The organism is Pseudomonas fulva (assembly GCF_023517795.1).
Lineage (GTDB): Bacteria > Pseudomonadota > Gammaproteobacteria > Pseudomonadales > Pseudomonadaceae > Aquipseudomonas > Aquipseudomonas fulva_D.
On record NZ_CP082928.1, the window covers coordinates 4,957,805 to 4,973,932 of the forward strand.

Sequence of the window (16,128 nt, forward strand, 5' to 3'; positions counted from 1 at the left end):
CGGCGGCTCGAGCCGTCGACGGTGGCCCGCCCTCCACACCTCGCTACATCCCCCTCATTTCCCACCCGGAGGTCGCCTGCTTGGATCTGGTGATTGCACGGCCCGAAGGCCTGTATTGTCCTCCCGGAGATTTCTATATCGACCCCTGGCGCCCCGTCGAGCGCGCCGTCATCACCCATGGCCATGGCGACCATGCGCGTACCGGCAGCGCCCATTACCTGGCCGCCGCGCCGGGCGAGGGCATTCTGCGCACGCGCCTGGGACGTGACATCAACCTGCAGACCCTGGCCTATGGCGAGACCATCGACCATCACGGCGTCACCCTGAGTTTTCACCCCGCCGGCCACGTGCTGGGCTCGGCCCAGGTGCGCCTCGAGTACCGCGGCGAAGTCTGGGTCGCTTCGGGCGACTACAAGGTCGAGCCGGATGGCACCTGTGATCCCTTCGAGCCGGTGCGTTGCCATACCTTCATCACCGAGTCGACCTTCGGTTTGCCGATCTACCGCTGGCAGCCCCAGGCGCAGATCTTCGCCGGTATCAACGAGTGGTGGCGGCACAACCAGCAGGCCGGGCGGGCCAGCGTGCTGTTCTGCTACGCCTTCGGCAAGGCGCAACGCATCCTGCATGGCATCGATGAAGGCATCGGGCCGATCCTTGGCCACGGCTCCATGGAGCCGCTGCACCAGGTGTACCGCGATGCCGGCGTCTACCTGCCGCCAACCCGTTACGCCGGCGATGTGCCGAAAGGCGATCCGCTGCTGCGCCAGGCGCTGGTGCTGGCGCCGCCCTCGGCCGGTGGCAGCACCTGGATACGCCGCTTCGGTGACTACAGCGATGCCTTCGCCAGTGGCTGGATGCTGCTGCGCGGCACGCGTCGGCGCCGTGGCGTGGATCGCGGCTTCGTGCTGTCCGACCATGCCGACTGGCCGGGGTTGCTGTGGGCCATCGAGCAGACCGGCGCCGAGCGGGTCATGGTCACCCACGGCTCGGTGAATATCCTGGTACGCCATCTGCGCGAGCAGGGCCTGGATGCCCAGGCCTTCGCCACTGAATACGGTGAGGAAGACGACGCGGCCGTGGAGGCGAGTTCATGATCGCCTTCGCGCAGCTGTACGCGCGCCTCGACGCCACCACCTCGAGCAACGCCAAGCTGGCCGCGCTGCAGGACTACCTGCGCGATGCCGAGCCGGCCGATGCCGCCTGGGCCGTGTACTTTCTCGCCGGCGGCCGGCCGCGGCAACTGGTGCCTTCACGGCAGCTGCGCGAGCTGGCGATGCAGCGCGCCGGCCTGTCCGACTGGTTGTTCGAGGAAAGCTATTCGGCGGTGGGTGACCTGGCGGAAACCATCGCCCTGTTGTTGCCCGAAGCCACTTCCACCTCCCCGGACGGTCTCGCCGTATGGGTCGAGGACAAGCTGCTGCCGCTGCGCGGGTTGCCGCCCGATGAACTGGCGATGCGCCTCGATGCCCTGTGGGCGCAGCTGGACCGGCCATCGCTGATGGTCAGCATCAAGCTGATCACCGGCGCGTTCCGGGTCGGGGTTTCCAAGCTGCTGGTCACCCGCGCCCTGTCGGCCATCGCCGAGGTGGACGCCAAACGCGTCGCCCAGCGCCTGGTCGGTTATACCGATCTGTCGCATCGGCCTACGGCAGCGTCCTACGAGCGGCTGATCGCCGCCGAATCGGATGATGAACACGCCCAGCGTGGCGGCCAGCCGTACCCGTTCTTTCTTGCCCACCCGCTGCAGCGCCCCCTGGACGAGTTCGAGGCCAGCCTGGGCGCCCCGGCCGACTGGCTGATCGAATGGAAGTGGGATGGCATCCGTGCCCAGCTGGTCAAGCGTGACGGGCAGTTGTGGGTCTGGTCGCGGGGCGAGGAATTGATCAGCGAGCGCTTTCCCGAGTTGCAGGAATTGGCGCCCCTGTTGCCGGATGGCACGGTGATCGATGGGGAACTGGTGGTCTGGCGCCACGCGCCTGAGGCCACGGCTCAGCAGGGCGAGTTGATGGCCCAGGCTGCCGACGAGCCCGCCGAGCGCCTCAACGACCAGGTCGAGGCGCAGCTCGAGCGGTTCGGCATCCAGCCCTTCGCCCTGTTGCAGCAGCGCATCGGCCGCAAGACCCTGAGCCGCAAGCTGCTCGAGGAAGTGCCGGTGGCGGTGCTCGCCTACGACCTGCTGGAGTGGCAGGGCGAGGACTGGCGCAGCCGCCCGCAGCACCAGCGCCGCACGCAGATGGAAGAGGTAGTGGCGGGCTGCGCCAGCCCGCGGCTGATGCCGTCACCATTGCTGCATGGCGATACCTGGCAGACCCTGGCAGAGCAGCGCGAGGCCTCGCGCTCGCTGGGGGTCGAAGGCATGATGCTCAAGGGCCGTGAGGCGGCCTATGGCGTCGGGCGCAGCAAGGACGTCGGCGTGTGGTGGAAGTGGAAGATCGACCCCCTGAGCGTCGATGCCGTGCTGATCTACGCCCAGCGCGGCCATGGTCGCCGGGCCAGCCTGTACAGCGACTACACCTTCGCCGTCTGGGACGGCGCGCCGGGCGATCCCGAGCGGCGCCTGGTGCCCTTCGCCAAGGCCTATTCGGGGCTGACCGACGAGGAAATGCGCAAGGTCGACGCCATCGTGCGCAAGACCACGGTGGAGAAGTTTGGCCCGGTACGCAGCGTGACGCCCAGCCTGGTGTTCGAGTTGGGCTTCGAGGGCATCGCCCGTTCGCCCAGGCACAAGAGCGGCATCGCCGTGCGTTTTCCGCGCATGCTGCGCTGGCGTCACGACAAGGGCGTGGAGGAGGCCGACACCCTGGAGTTGCTGCAGGAACTCCTGCCATGACTCTGGCCAGCACCTGGCTGCGGCGTAACGGCTGGAAGGCCTTCGACTTTCAGAAAGAAGTCTGGCAAGCCGTCGCCGACGGGCAGAGCGGCCTCGTGCATGCCTCCACCGGCGCCGGCAAAACCTATGCGGTATGGCTTGCAGCGCTCAATCGATTCGCCGGTAAAGCACCGTCGAAAAAAACCGCAGGCAGCAAGCGAGCGCCGGCAGCGGCGCCGTTGACGGTGCTGTGGATCACCCCGATGCGCGCCCTGGCGGCCGACACCCAGCGGGCCCTGCAGGCGCCGATCGACGGCCTGGAACTGCCCTGGACGGTGGGCATGCGTACCGGCGATACCGGTAGCGCAGAACGCCAGCGCCAGGCGCGGCGCCTGCCCACGGCCCTGGTGACCACCCCCGAAAGCCTGACCCTGCTGCTGACCGGCGCCGATGCGAAAGCCCAGTTCGCCCAGGTCGGCATGCTGGTGGTGGACGAGTGGCACGAATTGCTTGGCAACAAGCGTGGCGTGCAGTTGCAGCTGGCCCTGGCGCGGCTGCGCCAATGGAACCCGGGGCTGATCGTCTGGGGCCTGTCGGCGACCCTGGGCAATCAGCCTCACGCCCTGGAGGTGTTGCTGCCCGACGGCAGCGGTCGCCTGGTGCGCGGCGAGCAGGGCGGCAAACCGCTGATCGACACCCTGTTGCCGCCGGCGGTGGAGCGTTTTCCCTGGGCGGGTCACCTGGGCTTGCGGTTGCTGCCCCAGGTGGTCGAGGAACTGGAAAACAGCAGCGTCAGCCTGGTATTCACCAATACCCGCTCGCAATCGGAGCTCTGGTACCAGGCCTTGCTCGGTGCACGGCCGGACTGGGCCGGGCTGATCGCCCTGCATCACGGCTCCCTGGCCCGGGAGGTACGCGACTGGGTCGAGAGCGGGCTCAAGCAGGGCAAGCTCAAGGCGGTGGTGTGCACCTCCAGCCTGGATCTGGGGGTTGACTTCCTGCCGGTCGAACGGGTCCTGCAGATCGGCTCGGCCAAGGGCGTCGCCCGCCTGCTGCAGCGCGCCGGGCGCTCCGGGCACGCGCCGGGGCGTATCTCGCGCGCCACCCTGGTGCCGACCCATGCCCTGGAGTTGCTCGAGGCCGCCGCCCTGCAGGATGCCGTGGCAGCGGGGCGTATCGAGGCGCGGGAATCGCCCCGTCAGCCCCTGGATGTATTGGTCCAGCACCTGGTCAGCGTGGCACTCGGTGGTGGCTTCCGGCCTGACGAGCTGCTGCGCGAGGTACGCAGCACTTGGGCCTATCGCCACCTCGATGAGGCGCAGTGGCGCTGGGCGCTGGCCTTCGTGCGCCAGGGCGGCGAGTCCCTCAGCGCCTACCCGGATTACCAGCGTGTCGAGCCGGACGACGAGGGCATCTGGCGGGTGCCCAGCCCGCGCCTGGCCCGTCGCCATCGGATGAGCGTGGGCACCATCGTCAGCGATGCCAGCCTGACCGTGAAATGGTGGAGCAAGGGCGGCGGTGGCGGCTCTCTGGGCAGCGTCGAGGAGGGCTTTATCGCCCGTCTGCGTCCTGGTGACGTGTTCCTGTTCGGCGGTCGCCCCCTGGAGCTGGTGCGGGTCGAGAACATGACTGCCTACGTCAAGCGCAGCGCCGCCGGCAAGGCCAGCGTGCCGCGCTGGAATGGCGGGCGCATGCCCCTTTCCAATACCTTGGCCGAAGCGCTGGTGGCACGTTTCGGCGAGGCCGCCCAGGGCCGTTTCGAGGGGCCGGAGATGCGCCTGCTGCAGCCATTGCTCGAGGTGCAGGCCAACTGGTCGGCACTGCCGGCGCCCGGCACGCTGCTGGCCGAGACCCTGCATTCGCGCGAAGGCTGGCACCTGTTTCTGTACCCCTTCGCGGGCCGTAACGTGCACCTGGGGCTGGCCAGCCTGCTGGCCTGGCGCCTGGGGCAGCGGCAGCCCCTGAGCTTTTCCATTGCCGTCAACGATTATGGCCTGGAATTGTTGTGCGCCAGCGAGGTGGATTGGCCACGGCTGCTCGATGCTGACCTGTTCGGTGACCACGACCTGCTGCATGACGTGCTCGCCAGCCTCAATGCCGGGGAGCTGGCGCAGCGGCGCTTTCGCGAGATCGCCCGGATCGCCGGCCTGGTGTTCGGCGGTTACCCCGGTGCGGGCAAGAGCCTGCGCCAGGTGCAGGCGTCCAGTGGGCTGTTCTTCGATGTGTTCCGCCAGTACGACCCGGACAACCTGTTGCTCATCCAGGCCCATGACGAAGTGCTCAGTCAGGAGCTGGACGTGCAGCAGCTGCGTCATACCCTGGCCGACATGCGCGCCGCGCAGCTCAACCTGCATGCCCTGCGCCGCGCCCCGCCGCTGGCGTTCCCGCTGATGGTGGAGCGTTTTCGCGAACGGCTCAGCTCGGAAAAGCTCGCCGATCGCATCGCCCGCATGCTCGGCGAACTGGAGCGCGCCGCCGGGCCCGGACCCCAGGTGGCGGAAGCGCCGCTGGTGGAAGTCGAGCCGCCGATCCGCCGTGGCGAGCGCAAGCGCAAGGATGGTCGGCCGACACGCAAGACCAGGACCGGGTCGGCATGAGTGCAGCCCACCTGGCAGTGGACATAGCCGGAGAAACGCTGTGGCTGCTGGCCGACAAGGCCCTGTACTGGCCGGCCAGGCAGGCGCTGCTGATCGCCGACGCGCACTTCGGCAAGGCCGCCACCTACCGGGTGCTTGGCCAGCCGGTGCCCCAGGGCACCACGGCGCGCAACCTGCAGCGCCTCGACCAACTGCTGCACGACTATCCCACCGGCCAGCTGATCTTCCTCGGCGACTTCCTGCACGCCAGGCCGGCCCGCAGCGGCAGCACCCTGGCCGCCTTGCAGGCGTGGCGCAGCCGACACCCCGACCTGCAGATCCTGCTGGTACGCGGCAACCATGATCGCAGTGCCGGCGATCCGCCGGCCGAGCTGGGCATCGAGGTGGTGGGCGAGCCCTGGCCGATGGGGCCGTTCGCGCTGTGTCACGAGGTACTGGAGTGCCCGGGACGCCACGTGCTAGCCGGGCACCTGCATCCGGTTTTCGTACTGCGCGGGCGAGGGCGGGACCGGCTGCGCATGCCGTGCTTCAGCATCGAGCCGGCAGTGACCCTGTTGCCGGCCTTCGGGGAATTCACCGGCGGCATGGCCATCGAGGCGACGATCAGGCGGGCCATCTATGGCGCTTTGGATGGCGCGGTATGGCGATTGGCCTGACTGACCATGCGACGGATCGTCACGCCTGAATTAGCCGGAGTACTGGCGAATCGCCGTTCTTCCACGCTATATCGTTGAACAATCGTGTTTTAGTTCCTCCACGGACGTCACTTCCCGCCCGTATCGTCGGTCATCAGCCGAAACATTCATCGATCTCTAGTTATTTATGGCTCTGCCGATAGAATGCGTGCCGCTCAAAAAAACAGCTCGGTCCAATAATAATTTTCCAGCTGCCTGAACCCGGTCACAAATTGGAGAATTATTATATGAACAGCTGGTTTTCGAACATCAGCGTCACCCTGAAACTCGCCTTGGGCTTCGGCCTCGTGCTCGCCCTTACCTGTGTACTCGCGCTGACCGGTTGGACCAGCCTTGGCAGCCTTATCCAGCGCAGCGACTGGACCAATGACATCGCTCGGCTCAACGACACGCTCACCGACCTGCGCGTCACCCGCCTGCAATACATGCTCACCAACGGCGACGAGCAAGCGGCCGCGACCGTGCAGAAGTCCCTCGACGGCTTCAAGACCCAGCACGCCCAGGTGCTGGCTTCGTTCAAGAGCCCTGCAAACATAAGCCTGCTGCAGGACCAGGGCGCGCAGATCGATGCCTATCAGGTGTCGCTGAACAAGATGCGCAGCGGCTATCGCGCCGTCAACCAGACGCGTCAGGACATGACCCGTCACGCCGTTGCTGCCAGCCAGGCCATGGAAGATATCAGCGCCGCGGTCATGGCGCTGCCTCCTTATGAAGAGGATCGTGCAGCCCAGTTTCAGGCCATCACCACGGCCAAGGAAAACCTGCAACTGGTGCGCTACAACGTGCGCATTTACACCTACACGCCGACGGCCGAGGCTGAACGTGATGCCATGGCGCAGATCGACAAAACCATTGGAGACCTACAAGCGTTCCGTCAGATTTTCGCAGCCGACCATGGCCCGCGGGTCGACCTGGTCACCACCGGCCTGGATAATTACCGTGCTGCGGTCATGGCCTTCAAAGCCGCCACCGAGACCATCGCCGTGGCGCGCAAGGAACTGACCGATGAAGGGTACGAGATCGTGCGGATCAGCAAGGAACTGACCGCCATCCAGATGGAGCGCCGCGACAGTGAAACGGCGTCGGCCCGTACCCTGCAGTTGAGCACCACGGTGATCGCGCTGCTGGTCGGTATCCTCGCGGCCTGGCTGATCACCCGCCAGATCACCCGCCCGCTGCAGGAAACCCTGGTGGCCGTCGAGCGCATCGCCGGTGGCGACCTGAGCCAGACCCTGCAGGTGACGCGCCGCGACGAGCTGGGCGTGCTGCAGCAGGGCATCCAGCGCATGGGCAGTACCCTGCGCGACCTCATCGGCGGCATCCGCGATAGCGTCACCCAGATCGCCAGTGCTGCCGAGGAACTGTCGGCCGTTACCGAGCAGACCAGCGCCGGAGTCAACAGCCAGAAGGTGGAAACCGATCAGGTGGCCACCGCCATGCACGAGATGTCCGCCACCGTGCAGGAAGTGGCGCGCAACGCCGCCGACGCCTCGCGCGCTGCCGCCGACGCCGACCGCGAAGCCAACCTGGGTGACCGGGTAGTGGGCGAGGCCATCGCGCAGATCGAACGCCTGGCGGCCGAAGTGACCCGTTCCACCGAAGCGATGAGCCATCTGCAGCAGGAAAGCAACAAGATCGGCAGCGTGATGGACGTGATCAAGGCGGTGGCCGAGCAGACCAACCTGCTGGCGCTCAACGCGGCCATCGAAGCCGCTCGCGCTGGCGAGGCCGGTCGTGGCTTTGCCGTGGTCGCCGACGAAGTGCGTGGCCTGGCCCAGCGCACGCAGAAATCCACCGAGGAGATCGAGGAACTGGTCGCCGGTCTGCAGCATGGCACCCAGCAGGTGGCCAGCATCATGCACAGCAGCCGCGAGCTGACCGACAGCAGTGTAGAGCTGACCCGCAAGGCCGGGGGTTCGCTGGAAAGCATCACCCGTACGGTGTCGAACATCCAGTCGATGAACCAGCAGATCGCCGCCGCCGCCGAGCAGCAGAGCGCGGTAGCCGAGGAGATCAGCCGCAGCGTGATCAACGTGCGCGACATCTCCGAGCAGACCGCGTCCGCCAGTGAGGAGACCGCTGCCTCCAGCGTCGAGCTGGCCCGTCTGGGCAGCCAGCTGCAGCAGATGGTCAGCCACTTCCGCGTCTGATCACGAAGGTGCGCTGAAACGAAAAGGCCGTTGCTCTCCGAGCAACGGCCTTTTTTTGGTTCTTTGCATTTTTGCGGGGAGGATGGGCCTGACACCGGACTGGCAAGTTAGTGTGAGTACGCGGGTGGTTTTGCCGCTCAAGCTGCTTGCGTGGGTTTGCTGACATCTCCCGTTTCGCCCTGTCGGGCGAGTCAATTTTGCGGGCAAAAGTAACCAAAACCCTCCGCCCGATCATACGGCCCCGGCTGCGCTGGGGTTCGCTCACTCCATCGCCCTCCTGGACGGGCTCTGCGCGCCCCCTGAATCGCAGGCAGTTCACCAGTTCGTAGGGTGGATGACGCTCTTTTCATCCACCGTGCGATCACGGGGCGGTGGACGGGTGAAGCGTCGTCCACCCTACGAACTGACGGGACCGGAGCGCGGGCTTGCAAGATTTCCACGGACTCAAGTTAGGCAGCGTCTGTTTTTGCTGTTGCTCTCGAGTTGCGATCTCACAGACGACGCCCAAGTCCCCTTCAGGAGGCCGAGTGGAATCGCCACGTAAGGGGTTGAGCGACATGGATGTCGCGAGAGCCGTGAAGGGCCAGGGATGGCCCTTCACGGCGTGCCCCTGGAGTGGTGATGGAACGAGGGAACCGCGGCGCAGCCGGGGCCGGATGTAGGGGTGTGTTTCTTTGCTTACTTTCTTTGCACAAGCAAAGAAAGTAAGGCGCCCGTAAGGGGCGAAAACCATTCGGCCAGGCGGCGGGCCAATGGAGAGTGCCAAGTCACCGACAGCTAACACGTAATTGCCAGTCCGGTATCAACCAGACATTCCCGCTAAAATGCGAAGAACCCTTTTTGCGCGGGCCTCGCGAGGGCGATCAGTGAGTCGCAATCCAGATCAGCAAACCGGCCTGGAACAGACAGAAGGCCACCAGGCAGGCGATGGTGAAGCGCAGGCCGCCATCCTCGCGCTTGAGCTGCTCCAGGCGCTCACGCTGCTTGCGCAACTGGACGTCCTGTTCCTGCAGGTTCTGGTCGGCCAGCTGCAGCATCTGCGCAGCGTCCAGCTGCTCGATGAACTGTACCTTGTCGGCGTTCCAGTCGCCGTGCAGGGCGCTGACCCGTGCGGCGCTGTACTGCGCCTTGAGTTGGTTTTCCTGGTAGTCGACGCTGAAGCCCTGCGCCTTGAGGCAGTGGTCGCGGCGTGCGCGGGCCTCGTCGTTGAGCGCATCGCGGCTGGGCAGCGGGCCGCTTTCCAGGCTGTAGTGGGCGCAGTGCTGCTTCGCCCAGGCCGCCGCCTGGGCCAGCAGAAAGCGGCCAAGTCCGCGGTTGTGCGGCTCCAGGCTGAGGCCGCTGTCGGGGCCGAAGCGCGCCTCCTTGGTGCGGTGATCGAGCCACAGCTCCAGCACGTTCTGTTCCTTGCGCACCTTCTGGCCGGGCAGTTGCAGGCTCAGGCGCAGCAGGCTCTGTTCCTTGCTGTGCCGCTCGACGCGGCCGAGCTGCACGAAACGTAGCGGGCGGGCGCCGGTGTGGCGGTCGACGGGCAGCGGCGACAGGCGCAGCAGACGGAAATGCTCCGGCTGCAGGTTCGCCCAGGGGTGCGACGATTCGGGCTGCTCGCCTTCCGGCGCGGCGACGGCGGTGGTTTCGCTGTCGGTCATCTGGCGTTCCTCGAGAAGCCGCCCTGCAGCTGGCAGGGCGGTCGGGACGGACTCATGATCCCAAGGGGCAGCCAGTGGTCGCTGCGCAGCAGGTCATGAAGGGTTCTAGGGGTTATCGGCAGCGTTGGCCGTCTCTGCAGCTGGCAGCGCCTTGATGAAGCTCGCCAGGCGAGCGGTCAGGCCGCGGGCCAGGGGCAGGTCGGGGTTGTCATAGGACGCCAGTTGCGCGTCCATGTCCATGGGCACGATGCGCAGCACGTGGTTCATGCCGCTGACGATCTGCAATTCGGCCCGTGGGTTGGCGGCGTGCAGCGCCTCGGCGTCCTGCACGCTGACCTGGATATCGTGATCGCCCTGCAGGATCAGTGCCGGCACCTTGACCTGCGCGAAGGCCGCCGCCGGATCCTGGCGGAACAGGGAAATCAGGTAGGGCTGCACGCTGGTGCGAAACAGTACGGTCAGCTCGTCCGACACCTGGGGCACCTGGCGGCCTTCATGCAGCGCTTCGAGCAGCGCCTCGGCCTCGCCACGCAGACGCGGCGGCAGGCGGTTGCGCAGTTGCTCGCGCAGCAGCTGGTCGATGGGCCGCGCACTGCCGGCGATCGACACAAGAGCATCCGCGTCTGCCTGGTTGGCCGCCAGGGTGGCGATCAGCGCGCCTTCGCTGTGGCCAACCAGAATCACCTGGCTGAAGCGTTTGTCCTGGCGCAACTGATGGACCCAGGCCACCACGTCGGCCACGTAGCGCTCCACGCTGAGGTCGCGTTCGTGCGGCGTGGCGGCAAAGCTGGCGGCGATGCCGCGCTTGTCGTAACGCACGCTGGCGATGCCTTGCTGGGCGAGGGCCTGGGCCAGCTTGCGGTGCGCGTCGTTATGCCCGCCGCCGGGGTTGTTGCCGTTACGGTCGGTCGGCCCCGAGCCGGCCACCAGCACCACCACGGGCACCGCTTCGCTGCGCTGCGGCAGCACCAGCGAGCCGTGCAACACGCCCTGGCCGGTATCCAGGCTGACCGGTTCACGCAGGATGGGGGCGGCCTGGACCAGGCCGGTGAAGAGGGAAAGGGTCAAAAGCAAGGCTCGCAGCATGATGGAGACGGGTCTGTGATGGGCTCTGTTGGACGCTGGCAAATGGCCAAAGGTTCGCGCACGGGTGATCTCGGCGGTTGGCTGGGAGTATACTCAGCGGCTTTCTCTATGGGCCTGCCTTTTCGCCGCAGGCTGCAGATCGAACGTCTCTGGAGTCTCGCGCAATGTCCGGCAATACCTTCGGCAAGCTGTTCACCGTCACCACGGCAGGCGAGAGCCATGGCCCGGCGCTGGTCGCCATCGTCGACGGCTGCCCACCGGGCCTGGAGATTTCCCTGGACGATCTGCAGCGCGACCTGGATCGCCGCAAGCCCGGTACCAGCCGTCACACCACCCAGCGCCAGGAAGCCGACGAGGTGGAAATCCTTTCCGGGGTGTTCGAGGGCAAGACCACCGGTTGCGCCATCGGCCTGCTGATCCGCAACATCGACCAGAAGTCCAAGGACTACTCGGCGATCAAGGACCTGTTTCGCCCGGCCCACGCCGACTACACCTACCACCACAAGTACGGCATCCGCGACTACCGTGGCGGTGGCCGCAGCTCGGCCCGCGAGACCGCCATGCGCGTGGCGGCCGGGGCCATCGCCAAGAAGTACCTGGCGGGCCAGGGCATCGTCATTCGCGGCTACATGAGCCAGCTCGGCCCCATCGAAATCCCTTTCAAGACCTGGGATTCGGTAGAGCAGAACGCCTTCTTCAGCCCTGACCCGGACAAGGTGCCGGCGCTGGAGGCGTACATGGATCAGCTGCGCCGCGACCAGGATTCGGTGGGTGCGAAGATCACCGTGGTTGCCGAGGGGGTGATGCCGGGCCTGGGCGAGCCGATCTTCGACCGCCTGGACGCCGAGCTGGCCCATGCGCTGATGAGCATCAACGCGGTCAAGGGCGTGGAAATCGGTGATGGGTTCGCCGCGGTGGCCCAGCGCGGCACCGAGCACCGTGACGAGCTGACCCCGGCGGGCTTCGTGTCCAACCATGCCGGCGGCATTCTCGGCGGCATTTCCAGCGGCCAGCCGATCGTCGCCCATCTGGCGCTCAAGCCGACCTCCAGCATCACCACGCCAGGGCGCTCGGTGGACGTCGATGGCAACGCGGTGGACATGATCACCAAGGGCCGCCACGACCCCTGCGTCGGCATCCGCGCCACGCCGATCGCCGAAGCGATGATGGCCATGGTGCTGATGGATCACCTGTTGCGCCACCGTGGGCAGAACGCCGATGTGCGCGTGAATACGCCGGTACTGCCGCAGCTTTGAGCGAGCCTGCAAGGCGAGGGTGGTATGAGCGAATTTCCCGAGGTGCTACGCAGCGTGACCGGCAAGCGCATCTCGGCGGTTCGCGATGCGCTGTTCGCGCTGGAGCCGGCGCAGATCGACGAGCAGGGCGCTGGCTACCTCGTTGAGCTCTACACCAGCAGCAAGCAGCTCGATGTGCGCAAGCAGGTACTCAGGCTGCTGTATGACCTGGATTTCCAGACGCTCGATGAGTTTTTCGCCCTTGCCTATCGCAAGGAGCGCTACCTGGACATGAAGGTCTATGCCCTTCGTGGCCTGGCGCGCCGCTCGGAAGAGAAGCAGTTGCAGCGATTGCTCGAAGGCTTTCGCCAGACCCTGGCGAAAAGGCAGCAGTCCACGCCATACAACTATCAGGAGTACGAGCTGCTCAGGGGGCGTAACGCATTGCCGTATCTGGTCGAGCGTTATGGCTACGCCTGCCTGCGCGATACCCTCGAGCAGGTCAACCGGCAGTACGAAGCCATGCCGGAGGCCTTCAAGGGGCACTTCACCGTGGATGACAACGGCACGTTGGTCACCCTGCGTGATCCGGGCGCAAGCAGTGCAATGATTCGGCAGTTCTTCGACAGCAAGGGTGTTCAGGTTTGACGCCGACAGTCCCGTACTGGCGCCTGTCCGGTTTCTACCTGTTCTACTTCGCGCTGCTCGGTGCCACGGCGCCGTTTCTCGGCCTGTACTTCGCGCACCTGGGTTTTTCGCCAGCACGCATCGGCGAGCTGGTGGCCATTCCCATGCTGATGCGCTGCATCGCCCCGAACCTGTGGGGCTGGCTGGGCGATTACAGCGGTCGGCGCCTGCTCATCGTGCGCTTGGGCGCCTTGTGCACCCTGCTCAGCCTGAGCCTGATCTTCGTCAGCCAGAGCTATGCCTGGCTGGCCCTGGTGATGGCCTTGCATGCCTTCTTCTGGCATGCGGTGCTGCCGCAGTTCGAGGTCATCACCCTGGCGCACCTGCGCGAGCAGTCGGCGCGCTATGCGCAGATTCGCCTGTGGGGCTCGATCGGCTTCATTCTCAGCGTGGTCGGCCTGGGCAAGGCCTTCGATCTGCTCGGCCTGGATGTCTATCCCTGGGCGCTGCTGCTGATCATCACCGGTATCGCCCTGAGCAGCTTCTGGGTGCCGGATGCCCAGCCGCTGGCGTCGTCGCAGGCGGCGGGTCAGGGTGGTTTCCTGAGGCAGCTCAGGCGGCCCGGTGTGCTGGCTTTCTATCTCTGTGTGGCGCTGATGCAGCTGTCCCACGGGCCGTACTACACCTTCCTGAGCATCTATCTGGAGCAGCTCGGCTACAGCCGCGGATTGATCGGCATGCTCTGGGCCCTGGGCGTGGTTGCCGAGGTGCTGGTGTTCATGGCCATGGCGCGGTTGCTCAGGCATTTCAGCCTGCGCCAGGTGCTGGTCGCCAGTTTTGCCATCGCCGCGGTGCGCTGGGTATTGATGGGTTTTTTCGCCGATCACTTGGCCGTGTTGCTGTTCGCCCAACTGCTGCACGCCGCCACCTTCGGCAGTTTCCACGCCGCATCCATCGCCTTCGTGCAGCGCAGCTTCGGCGCCCGCCAGCAGGGCCAGGGGCAGGCGCTGTACGCCTCGCTGGCCGGCATCGGCGGCGCGCTGGGTGCCCTGTACGCCGGCTATAGCTGGAACGGCCTTGGTCCGCAGTGGACATTCGCCCTGGCGGGGCTGGCCGCCTTGGTCGCAGCCGTTATCATGGCCCGACGCACGGCCGAGCCGACATGACCCAATCAGGTCGCCGCAAGGTGGCCGACACCAGACAGGAATTACCCATGAGTCGCCTGAGCGTTCACCACCAGTCCAGCCCGCAGATCCCCAACAAGGTGCTGGGCCATGCCGAAGACATCGCCAGCACCCTGGCGGCGGTCGGTATCGAATATCGCGAGTTGCCGCTCCAGGCGCGGGTGCAGGCTGGGGATGCCGGCGAGGCCGTCCTCGCCGCCCTGGGCGAGTCGCTGGAGCAATTCAAGCGTGACGGCGACCTGAGCCAGGTCGAGGTGATCAGCATCGACCAGCGTCACTGGCCCCGCGAGGGCGACCAACCGGTTCAGGCGCCAGTCGAAATGGTGGCCGACGGCGCGCAGCTGTACCTGTTCCTGGCCGGGCAGGGCCTGCTGAGCCTGCATGTCGATGACTACGTCTATGCCTTGGCTGGTGAGCGCAATGCGCTGATCAGCGTGCCGGCCGGCACGCGCCACTGGTTCGATCTGGGCGAATTTCCCCACTGTGCGGCGATTCGTCTGTCTGCCGCCAACGCCGCGGTGGCGCGGCCAAGTGGTGATGCCATCGCCGCGAGCTTTCCGCGCCTGGAAGACTAATCGAACAGGCTGGCCTGGGGCCGCGGCACCGCGCCCTCGAGTTCCAGCAGCAGCTGTTTGCGCGGCAGGCCGCCGGCAAAGCCGGTCAGGCTGCCGTCGCGGCCGATCACCCGGTGGCAGGGGATGATGATGCAGATCGGGTTGGCGCCATTGGCGGCGCCCACGGCGCGTACGGCGTTGGGCCGTTCGATGCGCTGGGCCAGGGCGCTGTAGCTGTCGATCCTGCCGAACGGGATCTGCTGTAGCGCCCGCCACACTGCCTGCTGGAAGGGCGTGCCTTGCGGGTTGAGGCGCAGCTCGAAGCGCTGCCGGTCGCCCTCGAAATATTCGTCGAGCTGGCGGCTGGCATCATCGAGCTGCGAGCCGGCCGCCTGCCAGCCGTCACCGATCTGCCAGGGCGTACGCTCCACGTCCATCAACAGCTGCTGCAGGCCGTGCTCGTCGCCGACCATGAACAGACGGCCGATGGGGCTTTCCTGATAGCGATAGAACATCCTCAGCCTCCCGAATAGTTGTGCCACAGGTGCGCGGCGGCATAGGCGCGCCAGGGCCGCCAGGCTTCGGCGTGCAGCTGCAGTTGCCGGGCGGTGATGCCGGTGGGGCCCCAGATCGGTGCCTTGAGCAGGCCCAGGTCGCTGGCGGGAAAGGCATCGGCGTCGCCGAAGGCGCGCAGGGCGATGTACTCGGCCGTCCATGGGCCGATGCCGGGCAGGGCGCAGAGGCGCCCGATCAGCTCGCTCGCCCCCTGGCTGATATCCAGGCGCAGCGTGCCGCTGGCGACCTGGGAGGCGAAGTGCTGCAGGGTCTGCACGCGCTTGCCGGGCATGCCGATGCCGTCGAGGTTGGCAGCCGCCAGTGCATCGGGTGTCGGAAACAGCCGATCGATGCCTGCAGGTGCGTCGGCCAGCGGTTCGCCGAGCCGTTCGACCAGGCGCCCGGTGATGGTTACCGCGGCCTTGACCGTGACCTGCTGGCCAACGATGGCACGTACCGCCTGTTCGAAGGCATCGAAGGCGGTTGGCAGGCGCAGGCCGGGGTGGCGGGCGAGCATCTGTGCCAGATGCGGGTCGGCGGCGAAATGGGCGGCGATCAGCGCCGGGTCGGCATCCAGGTCGAACATGCGCCGCACCCGCTGGGTGAGTTCCGCCAGGCAGGCGCTGGCCGAGGCGCTGTGCTCCAGCCTCAGGGCATGCTGATCGGGCAGGGCGGTGACGCGAAACCAGCCGCTTACATCACCAAGGCGAAAGCTGCGGCAGTAGTCGTGCTCGCCCAGGCACTCCTGCCCCGCGATGGCGCGCAGCTTGAAGTGAGCGTGGAACTGCTGCCAGTCCCAGGGCGCCTGGTAGGGCAGGGTGAGAAATTCAGTGCTTGGCATGGCGTGACGATAACGCCGAGGTGGCGCCTTGTCAGCGTGAAAAATGACTTTCAAAGCCGAACGGTGTGCCCCGCCGCGGAGTATTGAGAATGCGTCGCGACAAATTTTTCACATCCGACCCTCCAGACTGCCGCGGCGCCGCTCGCCGT

The 16,128-nt window shown here is 66.4% G+C and carries 13 protein-coding genes and 1 pseudogene; 10 read left to right on the forward strand and 4 right to left on the reverse strand.

Going from position 1 to position 16,128, the window contains the following annotated elements; all coding sequences use genetic code 11:
- The first annotated feature begins 80 nt into the window (after positions 1–80).
- From K8U54_RS22900 to K8U54_RS25490, 6 genes and pseudogenes are all read left to right on the forward strand, one after another.
- On the forward strand, positions 81–1,094 hold the full coding sequence (locus tag K8U54_RS22900) for a ligase-associated DNA damage response exonuclease (protein WP_249907956.1): 1,014 nt from the start codon (positions 81–83) through the stop codon (positions 1,092–1,094).
- On the forward strand, positions 1,091–2,830 hold the full coding sequence (locus K8U54_RS22905) for an ATP-dependent DNA ligase (protein ID WP_249907957.1): 1,740 nt from the start codon (positions 1,091–1,093) through the stop codon (positions 2,828–2,830). The genes K8U54_RS22900 and K8U54_RS22905 overlap by 4 nt, the downstream gene beginning before the upstream one ends.
- Positions 2,827–5,406, forward strand: a complete 2,580-nt coding sequence (locus K8U54_RS22910; protein ID WP_249907958.1) for a ligase-associated DNA damage response DEXH box helicase — start codon at positions 2,827–2,829, stop codon at positions 5,404–5,406. The genes K8U54_RS22905 and K8U54_RS22910 overlap by 4 nt, the downstream gene beginning before the upstream one ends.
- On the forward strand, positions 5,403–6,062 hold the full coding sequence (pdeM, locus tag K8U54_RS22915) for a ligase-associated DNA damage response endonuclease PdeM (RefSeq protein ID WP_249907959.1): 660 nt from the start codon (positions 5,403–5,405) through the stop codon (positions 6,060–6,062). Before K8U54_RS22910 ends, pdeM begins: the two co-directional genes overlap by 4 nt.
- A gap of 266 nt (positions 6,063–6,328) precedes the next feature.
- Positions 6,329–7,348: pseudogene (locus K8U54_RS25485) on the forward strand (methyl-accepting chemotaxis protein); the annotation flags it as partial.
- A gap of 198 nt (positions 7,349–7,546) precedes the next feature.
- Positions 7,547–8,251, forward strand: coding sequence for a methyl-accepting chemotaxis protein (locus K8U54_RS25490; protein ID WP_434060044.1), 705 nt, complete (start codon positions 7,547–7,549; stop codon positions 8,249–8,251).
- An 863-nt stretch (positions 8,252–9,114) separates the two neighbouring features.
- Here K8U54_RS25490 and K8U54_RS22925 read toward each other — a convergent pair.
- Together K8U54_RS22925 and K8U54_RS22930 are read right to left on the reverse strand one after the other, a co-directional pair.
- Positions 9,115–9,897 carry a hypothetical protein gene (locus tag K8U54_RS22925; RefSeq protein WP_249907961.1) on the reverse strand — a complete coding sequence of 261 codons (783 nt, stop codon included), beginning with the start codon at positions 9,895–9,897 and terminating at the stop codon, positions 9,115–9,117.
- 105 nt (positions 9,898–10,002) lie between these two features.
- The gene (locus tag K8U54_RS22930) at positions 10,003–10,983 is read right to left on the reverse strand and encodes an alpha/beta hydrolase family protein (protein WP_249907962.1); all 981 of its coding nucleotides are present in this window, start codon (positions 10,981–10,983) and stop codon (positions 10,003–10,005) included.
- A 164-nt stretch (positions 10,984–11,147) separates the two neighbouring features.
- Here K8U54_RS22930 and aroC point away from each other — a divergent pair, with 164 nt between their 5' ends.
- The 4 genes from aroC to K8U54_RS22950 are packed head-to-tail and all read left to right on the forward strand — an operon-like array spanning position 11,148 to position 14,604.
- Positions 11,148–12,239, forward strand: coding sequence for a chorismate synthase (aroC, locus tag K8U54_RS22935; protein ID WP_249907963.1), 1,092 nt, complete (start codon positions 11,148–11,150; stop codon positions 12,237–12,239).
- Positions 12,240–12,263: 24 nt separating this feature from the next.
- Positions 12,264–12,866, forward strand: a complete 603-nt coding sequence (locus K8U54_RS22940; RefSeq protein WP_249907964.1) for a hypothetical protein — start codon at positions 12,264–12,266, stop codon at positions 12,864–12,866.
- Positions 12,863–14,011, forward strand: coding sequence for an MFS transporter (locus tag K8U54_RS22945; protein WP_249907965.1), 1,149 nt, complete (start codon positions 12,863–12,865; stop codon positions 14,009–14,011). The genes K8U54_RS22940 and K8U54_RS22945 overlap by 4 nt, the downstream gene beginning before the upstream one ends.
- A 47-nt stretch (positions 14,012–14,058) precedes the next feature.
- Positions 14,059–14,604, forward strand: coding sequence for an acireductone dioxygenase (locus K8U54_RS22950; RefSeq protein WP_249907966.1), 546 nt, complete (start codon positions 14,059–14,061; stop codon positions 14,602–14,604).
- Here the strand turns inward: K8U54_RS22950 and K8U54_RS22955 are convergent.
- Together K8U54_RS22955 and K8U54_RS22960 are read right to left on the reverse strand one after the other, a co-directional pair.
- Positions 14,601–15,098, reverse strand: a complete 498-nt coding sequence (locus K8U54_RS22955; RefSeq protein ID WP_249907967.1) for a methylated-DNA--[protein]-cysteine S-methyltransferase — start codon at positions 15,096–15,098, stop codon at positions 14,601–14,603. The genes K8U54_RS22950 and K8U54_RS22955 overlap by 4 nt on opposite strands.
- Positions 15,099–15,100: 2 nt before the next feature.
- The gene (locus K8U54_RS22960; protein ID WP_249907968.1) at positions 15,101–15,979 is read right to left on the reverse strand and encodes a DNA-3-methyladenine glycosylase family protein; all 879 of its coding nucleotides are present in this window, start codon (positions 15,977–15,979) and stop codon (positions 15,101–15,103) included.
- Positions 15,980–16,128 lie beyond the last annotated feature (149 nt).

Coding starts and splice junctions, on each gene's coding strand:
- K8U54_RS22905 (WP_249907957.1), top strand. CDS start 1,091: ATGATCGCCTTCGCGCAGCTGTACGCGCGCCTCGACGCCACCACCTCG.
- K8U54_RS22910 (WP_249907958.1), top strand. CDS start 2,827: ATGACTCTGGCCAGCACCTGGCTGCGGCGTAACGGCTGGAAGGCCTTC.
- pdeM (WP_249907959.1), top strand. CDS start 5,403: ATGAGTGCAGCCCACCTGGCAGTGGACATAGCCGGAGAAACGCTGTGG.
- K8U54_RS25490 (WP_434060044.1), top strand. CDS start 7,547: ATGTCCGCCACCGTGCAGGAAGTGGCGCGCAACGCCGCCGACGCCTCG.
- K8U54_RS22925 (WP_249907961.1), bottom strand. CDS start 9,897: ATGACCGACAGCGAAACCACCGCCGTCGCCGCGCCGGAAGGCGAGCAG.
- K8U54_RS22930 (WP_249907962.1), bottom strand. CDS start 10,983: ATGCTGCGAGCCTTGCTTTTGACCCTTTCCCTCTTCACCGGCCTGGTC.
- aroC (WP_249907963.1), top strand. CDS start 11,148: ATGTCCGGCAATACCTTCGGCAAGCTGTTCACCGTCACCACGGCAGGC.
- K8U54_RS22940 (WP_249907964.1), top strand. CDS start 12,264: ATGAGCGAATTTCCCGAGGTGCTACGCAGCGTGACCGGCAAGCGCATC.
- K8U54_RS22950 (WP_249907966.1), top strand. CDS start 14,059: ATGAGTCGCCTGAGCGTTCACCACCAGTCCAGCCCGCAGATCCCCAAC.
- K8U54_RS22955 (WP_249907967.1), bottom strand. CDS start 15,098: ATGTTCTATCGCTATCAGGAAAGCCCCATCGGCCGTCTGTTCATGGTC.
- K8U54_RS22960 (WP_249907968.1), bottom strand. CDS start 15,979: ATGCCAAGCACTGAATTTCTCACCCTGCCCTACCAGGCGCCCTGGGAC.